Genomic DNA, 17,621 nt, shown 5'->3' on the forward strand with positions numbered 1-17,621 from the left:
AGGCCCAGCCTCACAGCCCGCGGACCAGCGAGTAGAGATCGGCGACCCAGAACACCAGCGGCAGCACCGCGGCGACGAACGCGTACTCGAGCAGTTCGACCGCGCGACGCATCGGCGGGGTCGCCGACTGGTTCGGCACGATCAATCCCATCACCAACGCCGAGATCAGGATCACCAGCGCGGCACCGAAAACGACCAGGGGCTGGCGCATTTCGACCGCGACACCGATCAGCATCAGCAGCACGATCGCCGAACCGCCCGCGATCAACACGATCGCCTGTTCGGCGCCCGCGTAGGTGCGGCTGCGGAACATCAGCACCGCCGCGCACACCAGCGCCAGCGAGATGCCGGGCCAGTAGGCGTCCTCGGCACCGGCGTTGGTGGCCAGCAGCGCGCCGACCACGGTGACCAGCGTGGTCGCGCTGACCAGGCCTGCGAGGTAGTGACGGGCGCGCTCGGAGCGGGCGCGCAGGGCGTCCAGCGTCGGCAGGGCGCGGTGGTCGTCGGGGTCGTCTTCGGTCGGGTCGATCGGGGTGCCGGGGGAGGGGACCGGTGGCAGCGGCAGCTTCGCCAGCAGCATCGAGATGCGCGGCGACAGCGACAGCCCCGCCAGGCCGATCGCGGCCACCACCGCACCGATCGCCTTGAGCGGCTGATCGGTGAGCAAGCCCACCAGCGCGGCGGGCACCGCGAAGACCGACACGGTCGCCGCCCCGATGAACAGGGCAAGACCCACGCCGGTCACGCGCCAGGCAAGCACCGCGATCGCACCGAGCAACGCGAAGCCGAGCAGCAGGTGCGCGGCGCCGTAATGGTCTGGTACCAGCAGCATTCCGGCGGTGAACGCGGTCGGCAACGCACAGCCCGCCAGCACCAACGCTGCGGAAGCGTCGCGATACATGCGACTGAGCACGGTGCCCGCGACCACGCACAGGATCGACACGAACAGCGCCAGCGACCCCGACACCCAGAACGGCAGCGCGTCGGGCGCGGCCAGCAGGCCGAAGCAGCCCACCAGCATGGTCAGCGCGGCCAGCACCGAACCGGTGATGCGCGCGGTCTTGGGCGTCCAGCTGCGGTAATGGTCGGCGTCGGCGATCGCGACGTTGTACATGATGTCGTCGAACAGGGGAGTGGGCGCGGTGTGCGAGGCGCTTTCCAGCATCAGCAGCTCGCCGTCGCGGACGCCGTGTTCGCCCAGGCTCAGCGAGTTCGAGAACGGCGGGTGGCCGATGCGCGCGAGCACCCACTCGGCGGGCTCGTAGCGTTCGCCGTCGTTGTCGAAGTCGTTGGAGCGGCTGTGTTGCGCGACCATGTCGACGACGCTGGGAATGACGAGGGCGACCGGCACGTCGACCGGGATCGCCATGTCCACCTGCGTGTGCTTGGCCAGGATGGTGACCCGGGCCAGGTCGGGTGCGCGAACGATGCCGCGTGCCGAGTCTTCGTCCACTTGGTGATCGAGCCGCGCGTCCGTCAAAACTCCCCCAGTTCCGTCTCTACCTCGTGTTTCCGCTCAACCGGTCTTAGCGGTTGACAGTTTGCGGAACACACCGTTCGGACAGCAGAATGCCTGACGAACCATACGACATGTCGGCCACGACCTCTACACTGAGCCCGCGGCGACAGATAGCGAGTAGTCAAGCAGGGGGAGTCTTCGACCATGAGCACCGTCAGGTTCCAGCGCCGTGCCAGGCGCGAAATGCCGCGTACACCGGGTGGCGAAGTCACCTTGCAGCCGCCGCCGGAGATCCCACGGATCACCCCCGGTAGCCTGCTGCAGAAGCTGATGCCCGTGGTCATGGTGGTCGGCATGGTGGGCATGATGGCGCTGATGTTCACCCAGGGCAGCGGCATGCTGTCCAACCCGATGGCGATGATGTTCCCGATGATGATGATCATGTCGATGGTCACCATGTTCGGACAGGGTGGCGGCAAGGGCGCCAAGGCCGCCGAAGCCAACGAGGACCGCAAGGATTACCTGCGCTACCTCGACCAAGTCCGTAAAGACGTCGACGAGACCGCCAAGCAGCAACGCGCCTCGGTCGAATGGAGCCACCCCGAGCCCGGCCTGATCTGGATGCTCGCGGGCACCAGCCGGATGTGGGAACGCCGCTCCGGCGACAAGGACTTCTGCCACGCACGCATCGGCCTAGGTGGTCAGCGCCTGGCGACCCGACTGGTGGCCCCCGAAACCGGCCCCGTCGAAGAACTCGAACCCATCGCCGCGGTCTCGCTGCGCCGCTTCGTACGCGCGCATTCCACGGTCCCCGACCTGCCCACCGCCATCGCGGTGAAGGGCTTCGGCACCGTCGCCCTCGACGGCGACCGCGCCCAAGCCCGCGACATGACACGCGCGATGCTGTTGCAGCTGTGCATGTTCCAGGCCCCCGACCAGGTGTTGGTCGCGGTGGTCTGCGGCCCCGACACCGCCCGCGAGTGGGAGTGGACCAAGTGGCTCCCGCACACCCAGCACCCCGATTCCCAAGACGGCATCGGCACCCAGCGCATGTTCTACGGCTCCATCCGCGAAGCGATGGCCGGCCTGCAGCCGCTGCTGGGCAACCGGGTGCGCTACTCGCGTAACCAGCCCAACAACCCGAACATGGTGCACGTGGTGATCGTGGTCGACGGCGGCCTGCTCGAGGCCGAAGACGACCAGCTGCGCGAGTCCGGGTACGAGGGCGTCACCATCATCGACCTGTGCAATTACGCACCGCGCCTTGCGGTTTCGCGCGGCATCAAGATGGTCGTGGAAAACGGCGAGTGCCTTGGCCGCGGTGCCACCGGCAACCAGGAACGCTTCGCCACCATCGACCGCGTCAGCGCCGAACAGGCCCAACAGCTTGCCCGCCGCCTCGCCCCCTACCGCGCCGCCACCCAGCGCAGCAGCGACATCGAAACCGACGAGGGCGAGACCATCTCCACCTGGTCGCAGCTGATGAACCTCGGCGACATCGGCAACTTCAGCCCCGCCAGCGCCTGGCGCCCCCGCTATGGCCGCGAACGTCTGCGCGTGCCGTTCGGCATCGGCGCCGACGGTGCCCCCGTGGAACTGGACATCAAGGAAGCCGCCGAGAACGGCATGGGCCCGCACGGCCTGTGCATCGGCGCGACCGGTTCCGGTAAGTCGGAATTCCTGCGCACGCTGGTCCTGAGCCTGCTGGCCACCCACTCGCCCGACCAGCTCAACCTGGTCCTGGTCGACTTCAAGGGTGGTGCGACGTTCCTCGGTCTCGACGGCGTCCCGCACGTCGCCGCGGTCATCACCAACCTCGAGGACGAAGCCGACCTCGTCGACCGTATGAAGGACGCGCTCGCCGGCGAGATGAATCGCCGTCAAGAGGTCTTGCGTCAGGCGGGCAACTTCGCCAACGTCTCGGAGTACGAGAAGGCTCGTGCGGCCGGCGCCGATCTGGACCCGCTGCCCGCACTGTTCGTGGTGCTCGACGAGTTCTCCGAACTGCTCACCCAGCATCCTGACTTCGCGGAACTGTTCGTGATGATCGGTCGTCTGGGTCGCTCGCTGCAGGTGCACCTCTTGCTCGCCTCGCAGCGGCTGGAAGAAGGCAAGCTCAAGGGGTTGGAATCGCACCTTTCCTATCGGATCGGTCTGAAGACCTTCTCCGCCAACGAGTCTCGTCAGGTTCTCGGTGTTCCTGACGCTTACAACCTGCCGAGTGCGCCCGGTGGTGGTTACCTCAAGTCCAACTCGGGTGAGATTCAGCGGTTCCAGGCTTCGTATGTGTCCGGGCCGTATGTGGGTGGTGGGTCGGCGCGCGAAGTCACCAGTGCTGGCATCGTCGGCGGCGAGATCGATATCAACGCAAGGCTTTTCAGTGCCACCCACGTGGGTTTCCGTGCGGCCGACCGGGTTCCGTTGCCGGTGGAGCCGGAGTTCGAGCCGGAGCCTGTTGGTGACGAGAACGACCAGATGTCGAACTTGAACATGCTGGTCTCGCGTATCTCCGGCCACGGTCGTCCCGCGCACGAGATCTGGCTGCCGCCGTTGGACGAGGCGCCGACCATGGATCAGCTGATCCCGCGTTCGATTCTCACCGGCGACTACTCCGCGATCGCTACGTTGCGTGCGCCGATGGGCATTATCGACCGGCCTTACGACCAGCGGCGCGATCCGTTCGTGGTCGATCTGTCGGGTTCGCGAGGCAACGTCGCGATCGTCGGTGGCCCGCAGTCGGGAAAGTCGACGGCGCTGCGTTCGATGATCATGGCGATGGCGTTGACTCACACCGCCGAGCAGGTGCAGTTCTACGGACTCGACTTCGGTGGTGGCACACTGACCAGCCTGCAGGGTCTGCCGCACGTGGGTTCGGTGGCCAGCCGCCTCGACGAGGATCAGGTCCGGCGCACCGTCGCCGAAATGACCACGATCGTTCGCGCCCGTGAGGCGAAGTTCCGTCAGCTCGGTATCGAATCGATGGTCGAGTTCCGGCGACTGCGGTCGATGGACCCCTCGTCCAGCCCGGCTGCGGCGGGCGCGCACGACGATCCGTTCGGCGATGTGTTCCTGGTCATCGACGGCTATGGCTCGATCCGTCAGGATTTCGACGCGCTCGAGCAGACCATCATGAACCTTGCGGTGCAGGGTCTTTCGTATGGCGTGCACGTGGTCATCGCGCTCGCCCGCTGGGCAGAAGCCCGCCCGGCCCTTAAGGACCAGATCGCTACCCGCATCGAACTACGCCTCGGCGATCCGATGGATTCCGACCTCGGCCGCAAATTTGCTGCGTTGGTTCCGCAGGGCCGTCCTGGCCGCGGTATGACTTCCGAGTGCCTGCACATGCTCACCGCACTGCCGCGCATCGACGGTTCTTCCGATCCGTCGAACCTCGGTCAGGCAGTGGCGGCAGCGGTCGAGACGATCGCCCAGATGACCCCGGGTCGTCCCGCACCCCAGGTCCGCATGCTGCCCGACCAGCTGCCACGCGAACAGCTGCTGTACATGGCAGGAAACTGGCCCTCTCGCGTGGACCCGTCGACGAAGTGCCTGCGCATCCCGATCGGTATCAACGAGGCCGAGCTCGCTCCGGTCTACATCGATTTCGCGGAGAGCCCGCACTTCATCATCATCGGCGACTCCGAGTCCGGAAAGACCACGCTGCTGCGCTCGATCATCGACGGCATCGCCGCGTCGAACACCCCGAACGAGGCACGGTTCATCGTCGGCGACTACCGCCGCTCGATGCTGGGCATCATCCCGGAGGGGTACCAGGCCGGATACGGTTCCACCGCACCGCAATTCACCCAGAACATGGCTGATCTCGCGGCCTATGTGGCGAAGCGGACCCCCGGTCCCGAGGTGACGCCGCAGCAGCTGCGCGAACGCTCGTGGTGGACCGGCCCCGAGTTGTATGTGATCGTCGACGACTACGACCTGGTCGCGACCTCCTCGGGCAACCCGGTCTCGGCGCTGGTCGAACACCTGCCGCACGCCCGAGACCTCGGCTTCCACCTGATCATCGCCCGCCGTTCCGGTGGTGCAAGCCGTGCCATGTACGAGGCGACGCTGGCGCGGATGAAGGACCTCGGTTCGGCCGCACTGGTGATGAGCTGCAGCAAGGACGAAGGCGTCATGGTCGGCACCACCCGTCCCGGCCCCAAGCCGCCCGGTCGCGGCACGTTCGTCACCCGCAATTCCGAAGGTTTGGTCCAGACTGCCTGGATGCCGCAAGCGGAATGACGGTCGTCGAGCTCGTTGTCAGCGAAGCCAAGGTGTGGGCGCGTGGCGCCACCACCCACTGGGACGTCGCCCCATCGATTGTGTTGGGCAGCAACGGTTCCGATCTAGTCGTCGGTGAGCCGCTGGCACCGCCTACCCAGGCGGTGTCGGCGGTGCAGTACGTGTCCGGTGGTGTGATCGCGTTGCCGCCGCGGATACCGACGGTGGGCCAAGCCTTGTCCGCCGTACTCGGGGCGATCATGGACGCCCTGCGAGTGACGCCGCTGTGCGAGCGGATCGTGGTCGTGCACCCCACCGCGTGGGGTCAGCCCGATCTCGACCTGTTCGCCACTGCCGCACAGCGATTCACGCACGAGGTCGTATTCGAGACCTGCGCCCTGCGTGCATCGGCAGTCGACATCACCGCCAGTCGGAGCCGCCGCACCGCACTCATCGAGTTCGGGATGCTGTCGACCTCGGCGTCGTCGGTCATCTACGACACGAACGGCACCCACGTCGAAGCGGTCGAGGTCGAACCCAACCTCGCGGTCGCTGAACTCGATACCGAAGAAGGCTTCGCCCAGCTCGAGGGGTTGCTCGCGCGTCTGCTCGCTGACCGCCCCGCCGATGTGGTCCAGATTTTCGGCACCACCGATCCGGCAGTACTGGCTTCGGTAACCGCTGTGGTCGAAAGCGTGTGCGGCACAAAGACAACCGTCAGCCCGCTGACCGGAACCGACCTCGCGCGCCCAGCTCAGCGCGCACCCGCCTACACGCCGACCATTCCGCCCGCAGCGGAGTGGATGCAGCCCCTGCGCGAACGTGCCGCGGCCACCAACCCGGTCGACAACCGCCCGCTGTACATCGGCGCCGCCGCCCTGGTCGCCGTCATCGCAGCCGGAGCAATCGGTGGCTTCTTCTTGTTCGGCGGTTCCAGTGAGCAGGAGGTAACGGCTGCCGTCGCGACCACGACCGCGCCGCTGAGCGTCTCGGCACCGCCCCCGTCGACCTCAAAACCCAAAACGAAACCCGCCCCTCAGATCCTCGGCCGAGTCGTAATAGCGGTCCCCTCAGGCTGGCACAGCACCACCGCCACAGAAGCCCGCACCGACCTTGCCCCCGACGACGCCACCCGCCAACGCATCACCATCACCCAGAAACCGGTCAACGCAGGCGCAGGCTACGACGAGGTAGCCACCGACCTCGCCGCCCAAATCGCCAAAAAACCCGCCGGAACCGTCACCCCCGTCCGCCGCGACGTAGTCTTCGCAGGCCGCCCCGGCCTGTCTTACGAAGAGCGCCCCGGCGACGGGTCAACAGTGCGCTGGCAGGTTCTCGTCGAACACGGCATCCAGATCAGCATCGGCTGCCAATACCCCGAAAACGGTTGGGCCGGTGTGATGTCCGCCTGCGAGCAGGTCGTCGGATCTGTTCACCTAGGTCCATGAGCGGCGGCGGTCAATCACCGCGATCTAGCGCTGCTACTGCGTCGCGCGCGACCTCCGGGTGCCGCCTGATCGCGGCCCTCAGTTGGATCATCTGAAAGTCGTATCGTGACTTCTCCAAAGCCGTCCGCCAGCCCGGTCGGCCCTCGGCCAGCTTCTCGACTACCAAGAACTCGATGAGGTCCTCCAGCGTCGGGCGGAAACGACGCCCACCGACCGGTAGGTGCAGGCGCTTGAGCGGCCTACCCTTCAGCAGGCGCTCCCATGTCGGCGAGGTCGCGCACACCTGCAGGTGGGCTTCCGGATAGCTGTCCGCCTTCTCCCGCTCGAAGTCGTAGTGCAGAAGCTCCTCGGAGCACTCGATGTCCGTGCACAACAGCATTACTGATGTCACGACCATCAGGTGCTTGCCGGATGAGTCGGGACGCAGCCGCATCTGGAGCCCGATATAGAGCGGAGCAGTCTTCCCAGCGAGGCTTACAGGAATACCTTCCATCCTCAACAGGTCGGTCTTCGTCGGCCGATACTGCACCACTACTACACCCTCGGCCTTGTCGACCGATGCTGTCAGACGAACGTTCCCGCAGACAGTCTGGTTCAGTAGATCGGTGAGTTCGTTCGCGAACGCCATCGACCTACTGACCAGGTCAAACCTTGGCAACTGGCGTGTTATAGAAGCCGCCGATCGCTACCCATGCGCGACGGGCGATAGACGACTCGAACTCGCCGGTGCGCGCTTGGGCCGCAAGTTCGTCGAAGGTGCACCCGACTCGCCGCAACGCGTTTGCGATCGATTGCCGAATGTCGTCGGAGGTCAGTTCGATCACCGAGCCCTGCGGCCCGAGTACTGCGGTCATGGTTCGCCCCCTTGCTTAGTTCACCGATCCTCGTGCACCGAATACTAGGCGCTGAAGGTTACGAATGGGCCTGGAACTGCATGGATGTTGCCCCGTCTCGTAGGAACAAGCAAACCAGACGGGTCTGACATGTTGCTGTGGCCCCGGCTTTGTGAAGCGGCGGGCGCACTCATGGTCGGTCTGGACGGCTAGGCCACTCATTCCCTCACTCACTCGCTCGGGAACGGCCGAACGGGGCTGCGCCGTTCTCGGTGACCCGGTGAGGATCTGGCTGACGGCGACGGGCATGTTCCCTCTGGATCGCGGGCCGCAACGGCATCCGTCACGCACTGCTGGACCGCATGGTCGATATGCCATCTGTACTGGGGTTATGCTGTTTAAGTTAGGAAATTTCGGTCTCTGGATTCCGCAATTTCGGAACTTCTACGCGTCGGATGGACCTTCGGATCGCCGTGCTCCTCTTCGGTGAGGCGCTGCTCGGCACTGCACCGCCAGCGAGGTCGGCGGTACAGACGCGACCGAAACCCACCGGAAAGTTGTTTTGATCAATTAGGTAGCCGACTGCTGTGACACTTTTGGGAGGCGATGAGACGGAGCCGATCGCTGGGGCGATGCGTCTGGATCGGCGAGGTGCTTTGACCAGGGAAAATACGTTGGGACAGGGGACATGACAACGCGACCGGTAGGGCTGCACATCGATCAGAACGTCGGGGCCGCCTATATTCAGATCAATGACAAGCCCGTGGCCCGGACGGTCGAGGTAACCGCCGACGTCTTGGTGGACCTCGACGCACTGGATATGGTCGTCGGGGTCGAGATCCTCAATCTGACCTCGGAGATTCCGATCGGCCAGATCGAGCGGCAGTTCCACATCCATTCGGACGCGGTCGCGCTGCTACAGAAGATCCGCCCGTCGGTGGCTAGCTTCTACACTTCGTTCAGCACATCGGCGGGGAGCGCGACCAACACGACCGTGAGCTGCGAGGCTGTTCAGCCCTGCTGAACAAGGACGTTCGGCCGATCGGCCGGGCTTCCGCTGTGCTGACCAGGCCCTTTGACCAGGTCAAACACGTCTGGAGGCTACGAGGATATGTTGTCGGTTGAGGAGTTCGACGCGTTGAGCCGTGCTGAGAAGTTCACCGCGATGCGTTTGGAAGACGATCACGATTTCGGCATGCCGAGTGTGCCGTCGCAGAAGGAAATCGACGCGTACCTGGCTGAGGGGAAGACTCCTCCTGAACCAGGCCCAGGGCCGTTCCGCGCTCGGCTGTCGTCACTGCAAACCGATATCTCGTCGCACGTGGAGGATGGGGCCTCGCGGCGTAGCGCGTAGTTGCAACTGCATGCGTCGAAAAAGACCCTCAGAAGGTCCTTTCTGACTGGCCCGACGGGTACTTTTGCTGCAATGAACAGCGCGACGAACGTTCGTGCTCGGCTGGCGGAACTGGCCGAGTCGCAATGGGGCCTGGTCACCACCGCTCAGGCCGCGATCGTTGGCGTGAACGGCAAGCAACTGCAGCGCCTGGTCGATCACGCCGTGCTGGAACGGCTGCGCCACGGCGTCTACCGGTTGGCCGGAGTCCCTGATCATCCAGTCGAGCCGATGCGTGCGGAATGGCTCGCGCTCGAGCCTGCCCGCCCCGCGGGTGAGCGCATCCGCGACGACGTCCCCTCGGGTGTGGTCTCCCATCGTTCCGCCGCCGACCTGCACGGCCTCGGCGATCTCGACGCCGACTACTTCGAATTCAGTGTCCCGACCCGCTGCGGCACCCGCAGCCCCGACGTCCGCTTCCACCGAGCCGTGCTCGCGCCGAACGATTGGACACTGGTGGATGGACTACCGGTCACAACGCCCGTGCGGACCATTCGCGACCTCGCCGCAGCCCGCACCGATGGCGGTCACCTGGCCTCAGTGGTGCGCGATGCTCTGATTCAGGGCGCCTCGGCCGACGAGATAGTCAAGGCGTTGCGCAACTACGCACCCAATTACGCCATGTCTGTCGACCACGCCTCCGCGCTGCTCAACCACTTCATCACCCAAGCGGGCATTCCGGAATCAGCGCTCGTGCTGGCGGCACCCGCGCTCGAACCGCTGCTCGCGGCAAATAATGCTTGGACTCGGGCTCTTGACCAGCTCGTAGGTGGTCAACACAGCGCGCATCTGGCCGCCACGCTGGCCTCGCCGACCGCCACCGGAGCGGAGATGCAGGGAACGCCCAGCCCGCGAGTGCGGCTGTCGTCGATGAAAGTTGAGCAAGCGGTTCGCGAGCGCGTGAACCGTCTGGCTCGAGCGGAAGGCCGGACCGTCTCCCAGACCATCGCGCACTTGCTCGACGAGCATGATCGGCATCAGCGGTTCGTCGCTGTCGCCGCGTCGCACGCAGAGGTGGGGTCCGAGTACTTCGCCGAGGTCGAGGCTTGGGATGGAACGCTCGAAGACGGCTTCTCTGGGCGTTGAAATCTCTCGAGCGCCCCCGCTGGTCGCGATGTTCTATCTCCGAGGTCGCCTGTGCAACAAGGTAGAGACGTGTAAAGATTTCGACGAAACCTTTACACGTCCCGCAGACGTGCAAAGTTTCTTGTGACGACATGTGCTGTCGGGAGGGGTGATCTCCGGCCTCCGGTGGTGGATGGGCACACGGAACGACAGCAGACGGAGCGGCTGATTGCTAAGGGCGAGAACAAGTTCCGCGCCGACGAACATGCGCGAAGCGCGCATCTATGGTGCCGTTCCGGCGGCAAAGACCATTCGAGCCCCCGAGCAGCAGCTCGGGGGCTCGAAAAGGTGTAGATCAGAACAGGCCGGCGAGGGCCTGGTCCGTGCTCTGCAGCTCCGAGTTACCGGACTTGACCAGCGCGCCGGCACCCTCGAGGGTCGTGTTCAGCTGGCCGGTGTGGGTGTGCCACATCGCCTGAAGTTCGGCGTACGCGTCGTTCGCGGCACCTTCCCAGGCGACGCCGACGAAGTCCTTGACCAGCTTGTTGTAGTCCTCGAGCATGGCCGAGATGGTGCGGGCCTCATCGATGATGGACTGGGCGCCAGACGAGACATCGTCGAAATTGGCGGAGATAACGTTAGACATGAGATTTGCTCCTCAGGTGTGTGTGGCTGGCGAGATGATCTGTCACATCACGGGCAGGTCGAGGCTCGAGACCTGCTTTTGGACCTGGTCCGAGAAGGCCTTGTCCTCCGCCTCGAACTTCTCTGCAGCCTTCAGGATGCTGTCCGTGGTCTGGAGCAGCTTGTCGTTCAGCTTGTCCGCCTGGAAGTAGTAGCGCTCCATGAAGGAATCGAACGCGACGCGAGCATTACCATGCCAGGTCGCGGTGGTCGCGTCTTCCCTGGCCTTCAGGCGCTTGATCGCAGACATGAGCTGGTCGTGCTGATCCTTGCTCTTCGTCGCGAACGTACGGATCTCTTCGAGCTGGGTTGTTGCTTTGACCGCCACTGCGGCTCCTCTCGAGTTTGGTCTGCTGACCGTGTTGAAGATCGATCTACTTACTTGGACGTCTGCGGGGCCCGATCGGTTCCATCGAATTTCGATGAATTTTGGACGGCTCCGCCGACTGCTGCCGACGTGGCTGCTGCCGACGTCGATACCTGGCCCTCGAAGGCTGGCGTGTCGAACATCGAATGACCCCCTCTCCCCGGTTTGGTGGCCGATGCCGCGTGCTGCACCCGCCACTGCCGCATCACTCTAGTCAACGCACCGGCGTGTGGCTACCCGGTCAGCGTGGAGACTGGGTCTTGACCACCGTTGCAGGCAAGAAAGTCACTGGATCTGACTATTCGCGAACAGTGCGTACTGTGCCGCGGCCCTCTGATGCGCGTCCTGTAACTGGTCAGCTTCTACTACGGCAACGTAACGTCGGTACTGCACGGCGCACAGAAACCGTTTGCGCTCTCCGGTGTCTTGGAACCTGTCGTTCAGGCGAGGGTCAGTGTTCTTGGCGCACTTGGCATCCGGCAGCTGCGATGGACCGGCGGCTACCTCGGAGCTGGGGACGAGTAGTTCGATCGCCCGGTTCAGTAGCACTTTTGCTGAGTCTTCGTCGCGTGTTCTCACCAGTTCTGTACCCCAAGATCGTGTGAAGCGATCCGCGCCGACCTCGGAATACAAGTCATCGTTCTTTTGTTGTTTCCTATTGGCTTGGTAGTACCCGTTCTTGTCCAGTGTGAAATATTCGCGCTCATCAATGCTCGCAAGCTGTTTGGGGTTGAGTCCCCTCCGGAGCATCCCATCTGGATCCGGGGGTAGTCGAAGAAAATCAGCCGGCGAAAGCGACGGAAGCCTGTCCAATAGTGATATCTGGGTCTTGTAGGTCTTCTCCGCGAGTGTGATCAATTGTGCGCCATTTTCTTCGCGTAGTCCCACGTGTATGTACATCACGTAGCGCCCGTGGGCGAGAGTTGATCCGAGCGTTGGAATGCCGGGTCGTCGATGACTGTTTGCTGCGGGGAAACCTGGCAGAGCTAATGTCTGGTTTTCATTGGCCGCGACAGCGAAGTCTGCATCGGACATTTCTTTTGCGACGCGCATGGCAGTCGCATCGTCGGCGAATTGCAGCACTGTGATGCCGGAGAATCTGGGTTTCAAGCGTTGACGTTCACTTTCAGTAAGCGTGTCATCGGCTGCTCGATTGGATGAGACCGCGAATTCCGATTGGTCGGTGCTCCCGCTTGCGTAGCCATAGAGCATCTTATTGCTCTCAAGGACTTTTCGAGTGGCCTTGCTAAGATAAATAGTCGCGGTGCTCGCAGAGGTGAGCGGACTTCCTGCACCGTACTTGAACTCGGGATCAATTTCCGTACCGAGAGCGACATTGCCGGCAAGTCGATTCGCGGCAAGACTCAGCGAGCTCCGCATACTGGGGCTGTACTCATAAATTGTGTCAATAGGCTCGACTGGGTATTTCGCAACGTCGAGAGTTCGAGTATCTAGCTCCCCTGGGATCCCCGAACCTGCGACTGTGGCCCCGCATCCGGTTGCGAAAAATGCTAGGGCGGCTGCGACGCCAAACCGAACAATCCGTGAAAACATAAAGTTCCTTGAATTTATGGAGTGGGGCATCATTTGCCGTTCGCCAGAAGTGCGTATTGGGCAGAGATCCGCTGATAGGCGTCCTCAAGTTGGTTGGCTGAGATATCTGCGGCATATCGGTCAAAATTTACGCTGCAGTAATAACGCATCCTTGTTTTTGACGTCGGGTTCTTCAACTCGTAGCACCGTGCAATCGGCAACGCGGGCGGCGACGAAACTTTTCGGTAGAACTTCGTAAAAGTGGCGTGTCGGTTCGTGACTGCGATGGCTGCTGCTGTGTCTCTTGCGCGGTACAGGTAGCCGCCGTTGAATCCGACGCGGTCGACTCCTGCGTCTTCGAACAGGGTGCGATCGAACTCGGCCTGCCGCGATATCTGCAGTCCGCCGTGCCGATCGTAGACACCGGGGACTGTAAGCCCTGGTGCCTGATCGTTGATGGCGGGGACCGTACGAGCGAGCATGCCGTCCCAGTCGGGTGACAATGTATCCCGCTCTTGCGCTGAGGCAGGTTTGAACTCGGAGATTCTTCCGGGTATTGCTGCCAGGCTTTTGGTGACTAGGTCCATCATGCCGGGTAGGTCTGTCGTCGACAGCTCCGTGCTCAGATGGTCCCAAACTGCTGTGAAAATTATGAACTGGCCAGTGGAATACCACGAAAACAGAGTCTGGCGGTTTGCTTTCTGATATGCGCGAGCATTAGGGAATTGCGGAACGGCAACTATGGCCTTTTCGGGATCGGCCGCGAGTTCTGAATCAACCAGTGTGTTCATAGCGCTCGTTGCTGATGCTTCGCTATCGAAAATCAATACACGGTTCTCCAGCGACACTGACAATGAGAGGTGTGCATCGGAATTGGCCGCGCTGGTGAAACCTGAAACAAATCCAGCGAGAGCTTCTTTATGTGGTTCGAGGTCTGATCCGACCCAAGATCCCATGGTTTGGTGATTTATTGTCGTGAAGACCTTGGGTATAGTGTCAGAGTAGTGTTTCAGGCGAGTATCGATTTCCATCGGCAGTGGAATATGATTGGCAAGCCTCTGGGCCTGGACTGCGCGACCTTGCGCCTCGTCGATAGGCTTCTCTAGAGGCTGCGGCACTCCCGAGTAGTTTCCCAATTCCAGTTTGCTGAGATCGATCTGCGGTTCCGCTGGAGTTGGAGGCGCCGGAGTCGCGGATTCGCCGCCGCAGGCCGCGGTGAAGAGTAGGCCGATGGCAATCGCGGTAGCTGCGATCCCGCGGGCGTGATCACGCGACGGTAGACCCCACCGCCAGTCACGGCGGTGAGCGCCATGCGGTGGTTGCAGGTGTATTTTCAACACATCCCCCTAAATGGTAAATGCAGATCTAGCGTACTTTGGACTTCAGAATCGGAACCAACTGATCAACCAAGGCACGTTCGGAGTCCGGGGACCAATTTCTCATTGCCGACACTGTTGCTGGTGCATCGACGGGAATTACGACCGCGCGAGAGCTCGTAATCTGGTACGGGAGGCCCAATAGCCCTCCGCCGCCAGCCTTTTCGTCGCTACGGAGGACGATTACGTAGGTCCCATCGGCAGCTTCCAACGACCCGTATACGTCATTGAAAGCTTTAGGTGACGCTTCGCCTTCGGTGTTGGTGTACTCGAAGTTGTACACGAAGCCGAGTTTCTCGATGAACTGTGTTTGCGGGGACCCGGTCAGATAGACGCCGAAGCCCTTTGGATTGGTGACGTCGACGATTGTGACCGTCTTGCCCTGGAAGGCGGGATTGTCCTTGCGAGCCTGCTCTAGGGGCGTCAACGCCGCCGCACTCACTGATGAAGACGATCCCGAACCCGGTGTGTTGGTGCCGGGCTTGTCATCGCCGGACAGCGCGAAGATGCCGATGCCGGCGATCAGCGCGATCGCGACGACCGCCGCACCGCCGATCAGCAATGCACGCTTGGGCTTGGGTGCGGGGCTCGGAGTGAGTGCTGCGAGGCCGGGCATCGATGCTGACAGGCGGGGATCGGTGTGCTCGCGTGGGGGCGGCATTACCTGGATCGGGTAGGTCGGCGAGGTGTGGTGGCCGGCCGGATTGAAGCCTGGGACAAGGGCATTGGCTGCCGCGTCGGTGAATTCGCGGCAGGTGGCGAAGCGTTCGGCGGGGTTCTTGGCCATGGCGCGGGCGAAGATGTGGTCGATCGCGGGGGGCAGGCCGGGGCGGACCGCGGTGGCCAGGGGTGGGGGTTGGTGCAGGTGGCCCATCATCACCATGGCGGGTTGTGCTGCGGGGTAAGGGTTTTGGCCGGTGAGGAGTTTGAAAAAGGCGCAGGCCAGGCTGTAGATGTCTGCTCGGTGGTCCAGGGACGCGCCGCTGAGCTGCTCCGGTGGCGCGTAGGCGATCGTGGCCAGGAAGCTGCCGGTCTGGGTGAGTTCGGAGGCGTCGTCGGTGGACTTCGCGACGCCGAAGTCGGTGAGCAGGACGCGTTCTTCTTCGCTGTCGTCGTTGCTGGACAGCAGGAAGTTGGCGGGTTTGACGTCGCGGTGCAGCAGACCGCGGCGGTGGGCGTAGTCCAAGCCCTTGCCGACTTCGGTGGTGATGCGCAGGGCGCGCAGTGGCGTCATCGCGTGGGGGTCGCGGGCCAGTTCGGCGGCGGCGTCGGTGCCCTCGACGTACTGCATGGCGATCCACAGTTGGTTGTGTTCGTCGCCGCGGTTGTAGACCGACACGATATTCGGATGGTCCAGGCCGGCAGCGAGATTGGCTTCGCGTTCGAAGCGGGCGCGGAACTCGGGGTCGCGGCTCAGTTCGGCGCTGAGGACCTTCAGTGCGTCCATTCGCGGCAGGCTCGGGTGTTTGCCGAGGTAGACAGTGCCCATGCCGCCCGCGCCGAGGATCCGCTGGATGCGATATCCACCCACGATGGTTCCAGGATTCAACGCCATGTCCCACTAACTCCTGATTCGACAGAAAACGGAGCCGCCTCGGGCAAGGCCCCCACACACTGCAGCGATTCCACCGGGTCAGCCTAGGTCACGGTCTTGGCGATGGTAGGAACGAGTGTCTCCACCAGGCGCTCCGGTGACTGATCGGTCCAGACCTGGAAGGCCTGGATCGTATTGAGGTCATCGACGACGACGACCTTGGTCGTGGCGTAGACCAGTTTGGACGGCAGGCCACGCATTCCGCCGTTACCTGCTTGGTTGTCGGTTCGCAGGACGATGAGGACTTCGGCATCGAAATCCGATGCCGACGTTTCGAGCGAGACCGAGCGTGGGCCCTTTTCGTCGCCCGCTGCTTTCAACTTCGAGGTGTAGCGGAACCCGATGTCCTGCAAGAACTTCGCCTGCGGGTCGCCGTTCAGAAAGACCGACATCGATGAGCCGGTGTAGCTCACTGCCGCGACGATCTTGTTGTCGAACTGCGGGTACTGGGCCCGGACATCGGCGAGCATGGTCTCGTTGGTCGCGGTTTTGTCGGACGGTCTGGTGAGGAAGTACGTTGCCGAGCCGACCGCGACGGCGAGCACGACGGCAAGGATCGCCGGCACGAGGAGCCGTCGGCGTTTGGGGCGTGCGCCGGTGTTGCGCAGGGTATCGACAAGATTCTGATCGTGATGGCCGACGGGCTGCGCGAAATTCGTTGTCGGCGAATAGTTTCCGTGAACGTCGGTCCGGGCGGTCTGATACGAGCCACCTGTCGAATAGGCGGACTGCGTCGGGTGTCGCGGATCAGTGGAGTGGGGTCCGGGTGCCTGGTTCGCGGTGCCCAGCAGTGCGGCTTCGGCGTCGCGGGTGAATTCCCGGCAGGTGCTGTACCGATCGGCCGGTTCCTTCGCCATCGCTTTGGCGATGACACGGTCCAGCGCGGGCGGCAGGTCGGGACGCACTGCTGTCACCCGCGGCGGCGGCTCGTGAAGGTGGCCCATCATCACCATCGCGGGAACAGTCGACGGATACGGGTTCTGGCCGGTGAGCAGCTTGAAGAAGGCGCAGCCGAGGCTGTAGATATCGGCGCGGTGGTCGAGTCGGCCCGCGACCAACTGTTCCGGCGGAGCGTAGGCCACCGTGGCCATGAAACTGCCTGTCGCGGTGAGGTCTTGGCTGTCCTCCGCGGACTTGGCGACACCGAAGTCGGTGAGCAGCACACGCTCTTCCTCGCCGGGATCTTCGGGCTTGGCGAGCATGAAGTTGGCGGGCTTCACGTCGCGATGCAGCAGGCCGCGGCGATGTGCGTGGTCCAGACCCTTGCCGACCTCCGACACGATCCTCAGCGCGCGCGCGGGCGTCATCACCGAGGGGCCCTTCTTCGCCTCATCGCTGGCGTCGATGCCATCGATGTACTGCATGGCGATCCAGAGCTGGCCGTCCTCTTCGCCGCGGTTGTACACCGCGACGATGTTCGGGTGGTCCAGACCTGCGGCGAGGTTGGCCTCACGCTCGAACCGCGCGCGGAACTCCGCGTCGGTGGACAGGTCGGCACTGAGTACCTTCAGCGCGTCGGGTCGGGGCAGGATCGGGTTCTGGGCCAGGTAGACCGTGCCCATACCCCCACTGCCGAGTACGTTCAGCACTCGGTATCCGCCGACAATTGCGCCGGGCCGCAACGCCATTCGGTCCTCCTCCTCGTTGT

14 protein-coding genes are annotated in these 17,621 nt (G+C 63.4%); 5 read left to right on the forward strand and 9 right to left on the reverse strand.

The window, feature by feature from the left end; all coding sequences use genetic code 11:
• Positions 1-10 precede the first annotated feature (10 nt).
• Positions 11-1,480, reverse strand: coding sequence for a type VII secretion integral membrane protein EccD (gene eccD, locus ACFWVD_RS09160; protein ID WP_379241477.1), 1,470 nt, complete (start codon positions 1,478-1,480; stop codon positions 11-13).
• Positions 1,481-1,663: 183 nt separating this feature from the next.
• On the opposite strand from eccD, the gene eccCa reads away from it, so the two are divergent.
• Both eccCa and ACFWVD_RS09170 read left to right on the forward strand, forming a co-directional pair.
• Positions 1,664-5,701 (forward strand): type VII secretion protein EccCa, encoded by a 4,038-nt coding sequence (gene eccCa / locus ACFWVD_RS09165; protein WP_379241478.1) that lies wholly within the window; start codon positions 1,664-1,666, stop codon positions 5,699-5,701.
• Positions 5,698-7,128, forward strand: coding sequence for a type VII secretion-associated protein (locus tag ACFWVD_RS09170; protein WP_379241479.1), 1,431 nt, complete (start codon positions 5,698-5,700; stop codon positions 7,126-7,128). The genes eccCa and ACFWVD_RS09170 overlap by 4 nt, the downstream gene beginning before the upstream one ends.
• A 10-nt stretch (positions 7,129-7,138) precedes the next feature.
• Here the strand turns inward: ACFWVD_RS09170 and ACFWVD_RS09175 are convergent, their stop codons facing one another.
• The gene (locus ACFWVD_RS09175) at positions 7,139-7,756 is read right to left on the reverse strand and encodes a hypothetical protein (RefSeq protein ID WP_379241480.1); all 618 of its coding nucleotides are present in this window, start codon (positions 7,754-7,756) and stop codon (positions 7,139-7,141) included.
• Positions 7,757-7,772: 16 nt separating this feature from the next.
• Positions 7,773-7,982, reverse strand: a complete 210-nt coding sequence (locus tag ACFWVD_RS09180; RefSeq protein WP_379241481.1) for a hypothetical protein — start codon at positions 7,980-7,982, stop codon at positions 7,773-7,775.
• Between the two features lie 667 nt (positions 7,983-8,649).
• Between ACFWVD_RS09180 and ACFWVD_RS09185 the strand changes: the two genes are divergently transcribed.
• The 3 genes from ACFWVD_RS09185 (at position 8,650) to ACFWVD_RS09195 (ending at position 10,440) form a co-directional block, all read left to right on the forward strand.
• Positions 8,650-8,985: a DUF2283 domain-containing protein gene (locus tag ACFWVD_RS09185; protein ID WP_379241482.1), complete on the forward strand. Its 336-nt coding sequence runs from the start codon at positions 8,650-8,652 to the stop codon at positions 8,983-8,985.
• Positions 8,986-9,072: 87 nt separating this feature from the next.
• Positions 9,073-9,315: a hypothetical protein gene (locus ACFWVD_RS09190; RefSeq protein ID WP_379241483.1), complete on the forward strand. Its 243-nt coding sequence runs from the start codon at positions 9,073-9,075 to the stop codon at positions 9,313-9,315.
• Complete coding sequence (locus ACFWVD_RS09195) at positions 9,316-10,440, forward strand: type IV toxin-antitoxin system AbiEi family antitoxin domain-containing protein (protein WP_379241484.1); 1,125 nt, start codon at positions 9,316-9,318, stop codon at positions 10,438-10,440.
• Positions 10,441-10,774: 334 nt separating this feature from the next.
• On the opposite strand, the gene ACFWVD_RS09200 is transcribed toward ACFWVD_RS09195, so the two are convergent.
• From ACFWVD_RS09200 to ACFWVD_RS09225, 6 genes are all read right to left on the reverse strand, one after another.
• On the reverse strand, positions 10,775-11,065 hold the full coding sequence (locus ACFWVD_RS09200) for a WXG100 family type VII secretion target (RefSeq protein WP_379241485.1): 291 nt from the start codon (positions 11,063-11,065) through the stop codon (positions 10,775-10,777).
• Positions 11,066-11,107: 42 nt separating this feature from the next.
• Positions 11,108-11,431, reverse strand: coding sequence for a WXG100 family type VII secretion target (locus ACFWVD_RS09205; protein ID WP_379241486.1), 324 nt, complete (start codon positions 11,429-11,431; stop codon positions 11,108-11,110).
• 324 nt (positions 11,432-11,755) lie between these two features.
• The gene (locus tag ACFWVD_RS09210) at positions 11,756-12,850 is read right to left on the reverse strand and encodes a hypothetical protein (protein ID WP_379241487.1); all 1,095 of its coding nucleotides are present in this window, start codon (positions 12,848-12,850) and stop codon (positions 11,756-11,758) included.
• A 203-nt stretch (positions 12,851-13,053) separates the two neighbouring features.
• Entirely contained in the window at positions 13,054-14,343 is a 1,290-nt protein-coding gene (locus tag ACFWVD_RS09215) for a hypothetical protein (RefSeq protein ID WP_379241488.1), read from the reverse strand.
• A 25-nt stretch (positions 14,344-14,368) separates the two neighbouring features.
• Entirely contained in the window at positions 14,369-15,934 is a 1,566-nt protein-coding gene (locus ACFWVD_RS09220; RefSeq protein ID WP_379241489.1) for a serine/threonine-protein kinase, read from the reverse strand.
• Between the two features lie 83 nt (positions 15,935-16,017).
• Positions 16,018-17,601, reverse strand: coding sequence for a serine/threonine-protein kinase (locus ACFWVD_RS09225; RefSeq protein WP_379241490.1), 1,584 nt, complete (start codon positions 17,599-17,601; stop codon positions 16,018-16,020).
• Positions 17,602-17,621 lie beyond the last annotated feature (20 nt).

The sequence above is a fragment of the Nocardia sp. NPDC058666 genome (assembly GCF_042714895.1).
GTDB lineage: Bacteria > Actinomycetota > Actinomycetes > Mycobacteriales > Mycobacteriaceae > Nocardia.